We start from the raw sequence: 11,165 nt of genomic DNA, 5'->3' as shown, positions 1-11,165 counted from the left end.
GCACCGCTGCCCCGCGGACCGGCGACGCGCCGCTCCTGCCGGTTGGTTCCGGATCGTCAACGCGACCCGATATCTTCCAAATGGCTGGCTGGCAGACGCCGCGCGGAGCAAAGGCCGTCAGACCGTCGCGCATCGCCGCCCCACGGACCGCCGGGACGCGGCTCGCGCCGGGGTGGGGTACGATTGAATAGGCACCAAGACACCGGCGCTCCGCCAGCGCCCGTCGCCCCCGCGCGGAACCAATGCCGTCAGGCCGCGTATCTCCGGTCCGCCCCCATGGGCGGCGGTGTGCGGCTCAAATCCGCCCTCTCCACGGTCCGGTACCGGCGTTCCGACCCCCGGGGGTCACGCTGTTCACGCACGGGCCACTTCCGTGAAACGATCGCATCGGGAGCCTCGGAACGTGCTCCGGGATAGCTCCATTAGGTAAAGGACTGGTAAATCCGGGCTCGTAACCCATTGAAGTAAAAGAATCGCCCCGATGTCTCATCGTGAGACACCGGGGCGCGAGGGTCCGGGAGGGTGGACGCTCAGCCGATGGCCTTGAGAACGGCCTCGCCCAGATCCGCCGGGCTGTCGGCGACGACGATGCCGGCCGATCGCATGGCCTCGATCTTGTCCTCGGCGCCGCCCTTGCCGCCGGCGACGATGGCGCCCGCGTGGCCCATCCGGCGGCCCGGAGGCGCCGTGCGACCGGCGATGAAACCCGCGCAGGGCTTCGACCGGCCCTTCTTGGCCTCGTCGATCAGGAACTGCGCGGCCTCTTCCTCGGCCGACCCGCCGATCTCGCCGATCATGATGATCGACTGGGTCTCATCGTCTGCCAGGAACATCTCCAGCACGTCGATATGCTCGGTCCCCTTGATCGGGTCGCCGCCGATCCCCACGGCCGAGGACTGCCCCAATCCGCTGTCCGAGGTCTGCTTCACCGCCTCGTAGGTCAGCGTGCCCGATCGCGAGACCACGCCCACCGAGCCCCGCTTGTGGATGTGGCCGGGCATGATGCCGATCTTGCACGCCCCGGGCGTGATGATGCCGGGGCAGTTCGGCCCGATCAGCCGCGAGCTGCTGTCGATCAGCGCCCGCTTCACCCGCATCATGTCCAGCACCGGGACCCCTTCGGTGATGCAGACGATCAATTCCATCTCCGCGTCGATCGCCTCCAGGATGGAGTCGGCCGCGAAGGGCGGCGGCACGTAGATCACGGTGGCGTTCGCCCCGGTCTGGGCCTTTGCCTCGTGCACGGAATTGAAGACAGGCAGCCCCAGGTGTTCCTGACCACCCTTTCCGGGCGTGACGCCCCCGACCATGTTGGTGCCGTAGGCGATGGCCTGCTCGGAGTGAAAGGTGCCCTGCGAGCCGGTCAGCCCCTGGCAGATCACCTTGGTGGTTTCATCGACGAGAATAGCCATGCTTATTGTCCCTTCACCGCTGCAACGATCTTCTCCGCCCCGTCCTTGAGATTGTCGGCGGCGATCACGTTGAGACCGGACGAATTGATGATCTCCTTGCCCTTCTCGACATTAGTACCTTCCAGACGCACCACGAGTGGCACCTCAAGCCCGACCTCCTTGACGGCAGCGACCACGCCTTCGGCAATCACATCACATCGCATGATGCCGCCAAAGATGTTCACGAGGATGCCCTTCACGTTCGGATCCGACGTGATGATCTTGAAGGCTTCCGTCACCTTCTCCTTGGTTGCGCCCCCGCCGACGTCGAGGAAGTTCGCGGGCTCCGAGCCGTAGAGTTTGATGATGTCCATCGTCGCCATCGCAAGACCGGCGCCGTTCACCATGCAGCCGATCTCGCCATCGAGGGCGATGTAGTTCAGGTCGAACTTGGAGGCTTCCAGCTCTTTCGCGTCCTCCTCCGTGTCGTCCCGAAGCGCGGCGATATCCGGATGCCGGTAGAGGGCATTGCCGTCGAAGCCCATCTTGGCGTCGAGGCACATCAGGTCCCCCTTGGTGGTGACGATCAGCGGATTGATTTCCAGCATGTCCATGTCTTTCTCGATGAACATGCGATAGAGCGTCTTCATCAATCCGACGCATTGCTTGACCTGCTGGCCCTCGAGGCCGAGCATGAACGCGATGCGGCGTCCGTGGTAGCCATGGAACCCTGTGGCCGGATCAACGGAGAAGGACAGGATCTTCTCTGGAGTCTCGGCAGCCACCTCCTCGATGTTCATTCCGCCTTCGGTGGAACATACGAACGAGACGCGCGAGCTGTGACGGTCAATAAGAAGGGCGAGGTAGAGTTCGCGCTCAATCGCGGAGCCATCCTCGATATAGACGCGATGGACTTCCTTGCCTTCGGGCCCGGTCTGTTCCGTCACCAGCGTCCGGCCAAGCATGCGGCTTGCTTCCCGTGCGGCCTCTTCGACAGACTTCGTAACCCGCACGCCGCCTTTTTCGCCTGCTTCCGGTTCCTTGAATGCGCCCTTTCCACGGCCGCCGGCGTGTATCTGGGCCTTTACGACCCAGATCGGGCCATCAAGTTCGCCCGCAGCAATCTTGGCCTCATCAGCTTTGTGGACGATTCGACCGTCACTGACCGGGGCACCGAAGTCGCGAAGTAGCGCCTTCGCCTGGTATTCATGGATGTTCACGTCTTCATTTCCTCCCGTGAAAGTGACCATTCGGTCGCGTGTGGAATCTGTTTACTTGATGAGCGGCAATAGCTTCTTGAAGGCGGGTGTGCCGGCTTTCCCGAGCCATTCGAACACGACCATTTCGGTGGTGACGATACCGACGCCGCTGGCGTTCAGGCGGGCGATGCAGGCCTGCTCGCTTTCGAGTGTGCGTGACGCCGTGGCGTCCGAGACCACAAACACCTCGTAGCCTTCTTCAATGAGGCTGGCTGCCGTCTGCACGACGCAGATGTGCGCCTCCATTCCGGCGAGCACCGCTTGCTTTCGCCCGAAACGCCGGAACTCGTCCGAAAAGGTCTCATCTTCCATGCATGAGAAATGCATCTTGCTGAGCACAGTCGCCGTCGGAACCGAGGACAACTCGGGAACGGTGTGCCCCAATCCGGCGGGATATTGCTCGGTCATGATGATCGGAACGCCGATTTCCTGCGCGCTCGCCATCAGCGTGCGGGTATTTCGAATCGTCCTTGCGGGCGCCTGCATCGCCGGCACCAGCCTTTCCTGCATGTCGATAACGACGAGGACAGAATCGCTTGCGCGTATGAGCATGCCGCAGTCCCTCCGATTGACTTCTGCTTCGATCATTTCCGCCGGGCAAGACGGCTCATTACCGTAGCGATCTGATCCTTGGTATGCCAAATACCACGATGGTTCTTGACCTTCAAGCGGTCGAATCTGTGCTTATGTTTTTTCCCAATAAAGAGTCAAAAACCGCTGGTGCATTTGTTCCTTGTTTTCGCCGCACTGCAGTAATGAATGCCCAGTAATTGGGGGGATTCTGAAATTCACCCCATCTCGAAGACGAATAAATAATGTTTATAAACAATAAGTTAGGAGTATGGCCGTATAAATTCAAGTTAGTGAATTTGAATGTATCTCGTAAGGGAAAGACATTGAGAAATCTTGGTGTTAGGCTGGGATACCAAATACAAAATGTGCATCTGCAGCGAAACTGGCTTGGAAAAGGGAATTGCCGAAACAAAATCGCTGGTCTATGGTATACCACATGATCAGTGAAGCGTCGCAGATTGCACTTGACCACGGAGGAGAAGCATGAAGCTTCGACCAATCGCGACCAACTTCACGCTCAAGGATCACGTCTACGAGAGACTGCGCGAGGCCATCACGGCTATGGACATCTACTCAAGCGACGCCGACCTGCGGTTGGACGAACGGTCGTTGGCTCAGCAGCTGGGAATATCCAGAACGCCACTGCGCGACGCAATAGGTCGGCTGGAGAGCGATGGTCTCGTTTCCGTGGTGCCCCGCAAGGGCGTGTTCGTGCGTCGCAAGAGCCTCGAAGAGGTTCTCGAGATGATCGTTGCGTGGGCGGCGCTGGAAAGCATGGCGGCACGCCTCGCTGCTGAGAAGGCATCGAACTCCGAAATCGAATCTCTTCGGAAGATTGCGGCGAAATACTCCGGCGGTACGCAAAACACCGAGATCCCGGAATACTCGGACGACAATATCAAGTTTCATCAGCGCATCCTCGAGATCTCGAAGTGCTCATTGCTCAAGACGATGGCGGACGGGCTGTTTCTCCATATGCACGCCGTTCGGTTGCGGGCGATGGGGGAGGGCGACCGGCTTCGGAGGTCCGTTGTGGATCATGCTGAAATCATAGAAGCGCTTGAAGCTCGCGACCCCGATCTCGCTGCGGTCCGGGTGCGTGAGCACACGATGCGCCTTCATGAACATGTCCGCCGGACGTGGACCCGGCTGGAACTCAATCTCAGGGAAAAATCGGACACTGCCTAGGGGAAAACGCGACGGAGTTCGCGGACATTCAGCCAAAGCAGTCAGGGAGGACAAGAAATGGCCGTTGCAAATGCGACAGAGGAAATCCAGACCAGCGCGGAGCCAGCGCCGGAATCGCTGACAGATGGGTTTCACCTTCTTATCGACGCGCTTCAGCTGAACGGTGTCGACACGATTTACAACGTGCCAGGTATCCCGATTACGGATCTCGGTCGCTATGCGCAGGCGCAGGGTATGCGCGTGCTGTCGTTTCGCCATGAGCAGCATGCCGGATATGCTGCGGCAGCCGCGGGTTTCCTGACCAAGAAGCCCGGGATCTGCATGACGGTATCGGCGCCGGGCTTCCTGAACGGCCTGACCGCCCTGGCACATGCAACCACCAATTGCTGGCCAATGATCCTGATTTCCGGCTCCTCCGAGCGCGAGATTGTCGATCTGCAACGTGGCGACTACGAAGAGATGGACCAGCTTGCCATCGCGCGGCCCCATGCCAAGGCGGCCTATCGCATCCTGCATGCCGAAGACATCGGACTCGGGGTTGCCCGCGCGATCCGCGCGGCGCTGACTGGCCGGCCCGGCGGCGTCTACCTGGACATCCCCGGAGCACTATTGGGTCAAGTGATGGATGCAGTCGAGGGTCAGAAATCGCTGATCGAGGTGGTCGACCCGAATCCTGCCAGCGTGCCAGCGCCGGAAGCCATCTCGCGCGCCGTCGATGTCTTGTCGGCCGCCAAGAAGCCGCTGATCATCATCGGCAAGGGGGCGGCCTACGCGCAGAGTGACGAGGCGGTGAAAAAGCTCGTGGAAACGCTGGGCTTCCCGTATCTGCCAATGTCGATGGCCAAGGGCCTGCTGCCCGACACCCATCCTCAATGTGCCTCTGCCGCACGGTCGCTTGTGCTCAAGGAGAGCGATTGCGTCTTCCTGATCGGCGCGCGTCTGAACTGGCTGCTGAGCCACGGACAGGGCAAGGCCTGGGGCGAGAAGGGATCGAAGTCTTTCGTCCAGATCGACATCGAACCCACGGAGATGGACAGCAACCAGCAAATCTCCGCGCCCCTGATCGGCGACGTGGGAAGCTGTGCCAATGCGCTGCTGGAGGCAATCGGCAGCGATTGGAAAAAGCCGTCCGAGGAATGGACGGGCGCGGTGCGTGCCAAGGTCGAAGGGAACGTCGCCAAGATGGCCCCGCGGCTGAAGAACAACAATTCGCCGATGGATTACCAGGGCTCGCTCGGGGTTATCAAAGAGGCCATTGCGGCCAATCCGGACGTGGTACTGGTCAACGAAGGCGCCAACGCGCTCGACCAATGCCGTTCGATCGTCGACATTCATAAACCTCGCAAGCGTCTGGATGTGGGCACCTGGGGGATCATGGGTGTCGGCATGGGCAGCGCCATCGCGGCCGCGGTCGAGACCGGCAACCAGGTCCTGGCGGTCGAGGGCGACAGCGCCTTCGGTTTCTGCGGCATGGAGATCGAGACTGTCTGCCGCTACGACCTGCCGGTTTGCATCGTGATCATGAACAACAACGGCATCTATCGTGGTGACGGGGAAAACTGGTCCGGCGGCGAAGACCCGGCCACCACGGTTTTCGTCAAGGACTCCCGCTATGACATGATGATGCAGGCTTTTGGCGGCGTAGGCGTCAGCGTCGACAATCCGGATGCCCTGCGACAGGCGATTGCGGATGCCTTCGCCAGCCGCAAACCGACCCTGATCAACGCGGTGATCGCCGAGGGCGCCGGCAAGGAAAGCGGCAATATCGGCAATCTGAACCCGTCGTCGGTCGTGGCGCAGCAGCGCTACCCGCAGGCCAAGAAAATCAAGTGAACAGGGAGTGACCGACATGAAAGCTCTTGAGGGTGTCAAGATTCTCGACTTCACGCACGTGCAATCGGGTCCGACCTGCACACAGCTTCTGGCCTGGTTCGGGGCAGATGTGATCAAGGTGGAGCGCCCGGGCGTCGGTGATGCGACCCGCAAGCAACTCGTGGACGTGCCCGGCGCCGATTCGCTCTACTTCACGATGCTTAACCACAACAAACGGTCGATCGAGCTGAACTCGAAGAACGAGACCGGCAAGGAGGTTCTGACCCGCCTCATCGAGACCTGCGATGTGATGGTGGAGAACTTCGCCCCCGGAGCGCTCGACCGCATGGGGTTCACCTGGGAGCGTATCCAGGAGATCAATCCGAAGATGATCCTTGCCTCCGTCAAGGGATTTGGCCCGGGCAAGTACGAGGACTGCAAGGTCTACGAGAATGTCGCGCAATGTGCCGGCGGGGCCGCATCGACCACCGGGTTCCTCGATGGACCGCCGCTGGTGACGGGCGCGCAAATCGGCGACAGCGGCACCGGGCTGCACCTCGCACTCGGGATCGTGACCGCTCTCTACCAGGCTGCAAAAACCGGCAAAGGCCAAAAGGTGCTGGCGCCCATGCAGGACGGGGTGATCAACCTCTGCCGGGTCAAGCTTCGCGATCAGCAGCGCCTTAAGGCTGGGCCGCTCAAGGAATACAGCCAATACGGCGAAGGGATCGAGTTTGGCGATGCGACGCCGCGGGCCGGCAACGATTCCGGTGGCGGGCAGCCGGGCCGTATCCTCAAGTGCAAGGGTTGGCACGACGACCCGAACGCATACACCTACTTCATCACTCAAGCCGCCGTTTGGGACAAGATCTGCGACGTGATTGGCGAGCCGGGCTGGAAGACAGCCGAGGAATTCGCGACACCGGAGAAGCGCCTGCCGCATCTCGACGCGATCTTCGCCCGTATCGAGGACTGGACGATGACCAAGTCGAAGTACGAGGTCATGGAGATCTGCAACCCGCTGAATATCCCCGTGGGTCCGATCCTCTCCACCAAGGAAATCATGGAAGACGAGGGGCTCCGCAAGACCGGCACGATTGTCGAGGTCGAGCACCCCGAACGCGGCACCTACGTGTCGGTCGGCTGCCCGATCAAGCTCAGCGAGAGCCCGGTCGAGGTCACGCGCTCTCCGCTTCTTGGTGAACACACGGTCGAGATCTTGAGCGAGGTGCTCGGCTACGACGGAGAAGAACTTGCCAAGGTCGTCGAATCCGGCGCCGTCGGCGACGTAAACAAGGCTGCGGCCGAGTAGAAACGGGGATCGGGACAAGCCGGCGCAAGACCGGCCGCCCCACCCAGGGAGGACAGTATGCGATTGATAGTCATGGGCCAGCAGGCGTTCGGCAAGGACGTGCTCGCCAAACTTCTCGATACCGGGACCGACGAGGTGGTCGCGGTCTATTGCGAGCCCGACAAGGAAGGCAAGCCGGTCGACCCGATCAAGGAATACGCGCTGGAAAAGGGCCTGCCGGTCCAGCAACCTGCGAACTTCGACGATCAGTCAACGCTGGACACGTTGGCAGGGTACAACGCCGACCTGATGGTCATGGCATTCGTGAACGTCTTCGTACCGGAAGCGGCGCGGGACACACCGACCCATGGTTCGATCTGTTTCCATCCGTCGCTCCTGCCGTTGCACCGCGGCCCATCGGCGGTGAACTGGCCGATCATCATGGGGTCCACGAAGTCCGGATACTCCTGGTTCTATCCCTCCGACGGGCTCGACGAAGGGGACAGTCTTCTGCAATGGGAATGCGAGATCGGCCCCGACGACACCGTGATCGACCTATATTTCAAGAAGATCTACCCACACGCCGTCGAAAGCGTGCTCACGGTTGTCGATCTCTATCGCGACGGCAACCCGCCGCGGATCGTTCCGGACGAATCCCAGGCGACGTACGAACGCCGCTGCAACAAGAAACACGCCCGGATCGAGTGGAACCGGCTTGTGGGGCAGGTCTATGACCTGATCCGCGGCACAAATCCCGCGCCGGGTGCCTGGACGACCTTCAACGGTGCCGAAGTCGGTATCTTCGACAGCGCACGCGTTCCAGGCGACGGAATCGCCGGACGTGTTCGGGAAATCTCCGACGAGGGCGTTTCCGTACAATGCGTCGGCGGAAGGATCCTCGTGAAGAGAGTACGCCCAGCCGGCGAGGCCAAGATGCCGGCAAGCGAATGGGCAGCGGCCGTTGGGCTCAAGCCCGGCGACACCCTTGGTAGTTGAACCCCCTCTTTGGACTCTGGGAACACTTTAATGTCAGATATCGAAATCGCCCGCGCCGCTCAGAAAAAACCCATTCAGGAGATTGGTGCAAAACTCAACATTCCGACAGAGCACCTTCTGCCCTTCGGGCACGACAAGGCCAAGGTCTCCGAGGAATTCATCAAGTCTGTTCAGGGCAACAAGGACGGTCATCTGGTTCTGGTGACTGCGATCAACCCGACCCCGGCCGGTGAAGGAAAGACCACGACAACGGTTGGTCTGGGCGACGGTCTCAACGCGATCGGCAAGAACGCGGCGATCTGCATCCGCGAAGCGTCGCTCGGCCCGTGCTTCGGCATGAAGGGCGGCGCGGCCGGCGGCGGCTACGCCCAGGTCGTGCCGATGGAGGACATGAACCTCCACTTCACAGGCGACTTCCACGCGATCACAAGCGCACACAACCTTCTGGCCGCGATGATCGACAACCACATCTACTGGGGCAACAAGGAAGGAATCGACATCCGCCGGGTCGCCTATCGCCGGGTGATGGATATGAACGATCGCGCCCTGCGCCAGATCGTCTGCAACCTCGGCGGAGTTGCCAATGGCTTCCCGCGTGAGGCCGGCTTCGACATCACCGTGGCCTCGGAGGTCATGGCGATCCTGTGCCTGGCCACCGACCTGCGCGATCTCGAAAAGCGTCTGGGCGACATCATCGTGGCCTATCGCCGCGATCGCAGCCCGGTCTATTGCCGCGACATCAAGGCCGATGGCGCGATGACGGTCCTGCTGCAGCAGGCCATGCAGCCTAACCTGGTGCAGACGCTCGAAAACAACCCTGCTTTCGTCCACGGCGGTCCGTTCGCCAACATCGCCCACGGCTGTAACTCCGTGGTCGCCACGACCACGGCGCTGAAGCTTGCCGATTATGTCGTGACGGAAGCCGGCTTCGGGGCTGACCTTGGTGCCGAGAAGTTCATGGACATCAAGTGCCGCAAGGCGGGGCTGAAGCCCGAGGCCGTCGTGATCGTGGCCACCGTGCGTGCCATGAAGATGAACGGCGGCGTGGCCAAGGCTGACCTTGGCGCCGAGAACGTCGATGCGGTCAAGAAGGGCTGCCCGAACCTCGGCCGCCATATCGAGAACCTCAAGCAGTTCGGGGTTCCGGCAGTGGTGGCGATCAACCACTTCGTCTCCGACACGGATGCCGAGGTCCAGGCGGTAAAGGACTACGTTGCAAGTCAGGGCACGGAGGCGATCCTCTGCAAGCACTGGGCCGACGGCTCCAAGGGCACCGAGGAACTTGCGAAGAAGGTTGTCGAGATCGTCGAAAGCGGTGCGGCGCAATATGCTCCGCTCTACCCCGACGACATGCCACTCCTCGAAAAGATCGAGACCATTGCCAAGCGCATCTACCGTGCCGACGAAGTGCTGGCTGACAGCAAGATCCGCAAGCAGCTCAAGGATTGGGAGGAACAGGGCTACGGCAACCTTCCGGTTTGCATGGCCAAGACGCAGTATTCCTTCACGACCGATCCGAACAAGCGCGGCGCACCGGTTGGCCACAGCTTGCCAATCAGCGAGGTTCGGCTTTCAGCCGGAGCCGGGTTTATCGTGGTGATCTGCGGCGGCATCATGACCATGCCCGGGTTGCCCAAGGTTCCATCTGCCGAGTCGATCTGCATTAATGAAGACGGCCTGATCGACGGGTTGTTCTGAACCATGCCCGGTAGCACACTTCATACGATCATGATGCCCGTACGCGGCGATGGCAGAGGCCCTGTGCTCTTTGCCCACGCCTCGGCACTGGCCAAGCGCTTCGGCGCGCACGTGAAGGTCGTTCATTGCCACCCGAAAACGGAAGATCTTATGCCCAAGGGAGTCGTGATACCCTCCTTCCTGCGCAAACAGATCGAACAGGCCTCGGAGACGAGTGCCGGCAGTGACGAGACTTTCCTGCATGAGAAGTTCTCTGCTGACGCCAAGAAACATGGCGTCAGCGAGCAAGACCCCGAGCTCAACAAGCCGACGGCAAAGTTCTACGAGTACGTCGGAAAACAAGTGGATGCGGTGCGCCATCTTGGCCGCCTGTCGGACCTGATCTGTGTCTCCAAACCGAGCAAGTCGGAAAACCTTGGCTTCAACACGTTGAAGGAGGCGCTGTTCTACTCCGGACGTCCCGTACTGGTATGTGCCGATACGGATCAGGTTGCGCCCGACCTTGGAAAGCATGTCGCTATCGGCTGGAACGGGTCGATGGAAGCATCGCGCGCGGTGGCGCTCGCCATGCCGTTGATCGAGAATGCCGAAAAGGTCACGATCTTGACCGGTGGAAAGACCGAACACGCCGCCACTGCGGAGGAGTTCCAGGCGTACCTTGGGCGCCGCGGTGTCGCGTCCGAGGTCGTCAATTTCCACGTCCACGGCGTTCCGGGCCGGCAGCTTCTGGCAAAATGCGACGAAGTTGGCGCTGATCTGCTCATTATGGGCGCCTATCATGAAAGCTACGAGCGCGAGACGTTGCTGGGCGGAAACTCCGCGATTGTTGTCGAGGAGGCAGCGATCCCGGTCGTAATGGTTCACTGATCGAATATGGCTGACAGAAGGGAGGAAACTTAATCGGAATTTGTGTGGTGTTCGGACCCCCGCATGAGATCTGGCGGGGAGATCAAGGAA

The 11,165-nt window shown here is 60.8% G+C and carries 10 protein-coding genes; 7 read left to right on the top strand and 3 right to left on the bottom strand.

Annotation, left to right across the window (positions count from 1 at the left end; all coding sequences use genetic code 11):
- Positions 1–187, top strand: a 187-nt coding sequence (locus tag ARC39_RS26280; protein WP_236545289.1) for a hypothetical protein, incomplete at its 5' end; no start/stop codon positions are given.
- Between the two features lie 343 nt (positions 188–530).
- Here the strand turns inward: ARC39_RS26280 and sucD are convergent.
- From sucD to ARC39_RS17055, 3 genes are read right to left on the bottom strand one after another with little or no spacing between them, the layout of a single operon-like run.
- A complete protein-coding gene (gene sucD / locus ARC39_RS17065) occupies positions 531–1,412 on the bottom strand; it encodes a succinate--CoA ligase subunit alpha (RefSeq protein WP_068116040.1) in 882 nt (293 codons plus the stop codon).
- Between the two features lie 2 nt (positions 1,413–1,414).
- Positions 1,415–2,611 (bottom strand): ADP-forming succinate--CoA ligase subunit beta, encoded by a 1,197-nt coding sequence (gene sucC, locus ARC39_RS17060; RefSeq protein WP_068116039.1) that lies wholly within the window; start codon positions 2,609–2,611, stop codon positions 1,415–1,417.
- Positions 2,612–2,662: 51 nt separating this feature from the next.
- Positions 2,663–3,202, bottom strand: coding sequence for a hydrolase (locus tag ARC39_RS17055; RefSeq protein WP_068116038.1), 540 nt, complete (start codon positions 3,200–3,202; stop codon positions 2,663–2,665).
- 504 nt (positions 3,203–3,706) lie between these two features.
- Here ARC39_RS17055 and ARC39_RS17050 point away from each other — a divergent pair.
- From ARC39_RS17050 to ARC39_RS17025, 6 genes are read left to right on the top strand one after another with little or no spacing between them, the layout of a single operon-like run.
- Positions 3,707–4,411, top strand: a complete 705-nt coding sequence (locus ARC39_RS17050; RefSeq protein WP_068116037.1) for a GntR family transcriptional regulator — start codon at positions 3,707–3,709, stop codon at positions 4,409–4,411.
- Positions 4,412–4,468: 57 nt separating this feature from the next.
- A complete protein-coding gene (oxc, locus tag ARC39_RS17045) occupies positions 4,469–6,244 on the top strand; it encodes an oxalyl-CoA decarboxylase (RefSeq protein WP_068116036.1) in 1,776 nt (591 codons plus the stop codon).
- Between the two features lie 16 nt (positions 6,245–6,260).
- Positions 6,261–7,535, top strand: coding sequence for a formyl-CoA transferase (gene frc, locus ARC39_RS17040; RefSeq protein WP_068116035.1), 1,275 nt, complete (start codon positions 6,261–6,263; stop codon positions 7,533–7,535).
- 57 nt (positions 7,536–7,592) lie between these two features.
- Positions 7,593–8,510: a methionyl-tRNA formyltransferase gene (locus tag ARC39_RS17035; protein ID WP_236545288.1), complete on the top strand. Its 918-nt coding sequence runs from the start codon at positions 7,593–7,595 to the stop codon at positions 8,508–8,510.
- A 30-nt stretch (positions 8,511–8,540) separates the two neighbouring features.
- Entirely contained in the window at positions 8,541–10,208 is a 1,668-nt protein-coding gene (locus ARC39_RS17030) for a formate--tetrahydrofolate ligase (RefSeq protein ID WP_068116033.1), read from the top strand.
- Between the two features lie 3 nt (positions 10,209–10,211).
- A complete protein-coding gene (locus ARC39_RS17025) occupies positions 10,212–11,075 on the top strand; it encodes a universal stress protein (RefSeq protein WP_068116032.1) in 864 nt (287 codons plus the stop codon).
- The last annotated feature ends 90 nt before the right edge of the window (positions 11,076–11,165 follow it).

Origin of the sequence: Tropicimonas marinistellae (assembly GCF_001509585.1) — a bacterium.
GTDB classification, from domain to species: Bacteria; Pseudomonadota; Alphaproteobacteria; order Rhodobacterales; family Rhodobacteraceae; genus Tropicimonas; species Tropicimonas marinistellae.
Note: the sequence above shows the minus strand (reverse complement) of the source record. Positions and strands in the feature narration are given on the sequence as shown.

Coding starts and splice junctions, on each gene's coding strand:
- ARC39_RS17035 (WP_236545288.1), top strand. CDS start 7,593: ATGCGATTGATAGTCATGGGCCAGCAGGCGTTCGGCAAGGACGTGCTC.
- ARC39_RS17050 (WP_068116037.1), top strand. CDS start 3,707: ATGAAGCTTCGACCAATCGCGACCAACTTCACGCTCAAGGATCACGTC.
- ARC39_RS17030 (WP_068116033.1), top strand. CDS start 8,541: ATGTCAGATATCGAAATCGCCCGCGCCGCTCAGAAAAAACCCATTCAG.
- frc (WP_068116035.1), top strand. CDS start 6,261: ATGAAAGCTCTTGAGGGTGTCAAGATTCTCGACTTCACGCACGTGCAA.
- sucD (WP_068116040.1), bottom strand. CDS start 1,412: ATGGCTATTCTCGTCGATGAAACCACCAAGGTGATCTGCCAGGGGCTG.
- ARC39_RS17025 (WP_068116032.1), top strand. CDS start 10,212: ATGCCCGGTAGCACACTTCATACGATCATGATGCCCGTACGCGGCGAT.
- oxc (WP_068116036.1), top strand. CDS start 4,469: ATGGCCGTTGCAAATGCGACAGAGGAAATCCAGACCAGCGCGGAGCCA.
- ARC39_RS17055 (WP_068116038.1), bottom strand. CDS start 3,202: ATGCTCATACGCGCAAGCGATTCTGTCCTCGTCGTTATCGACATGCAG.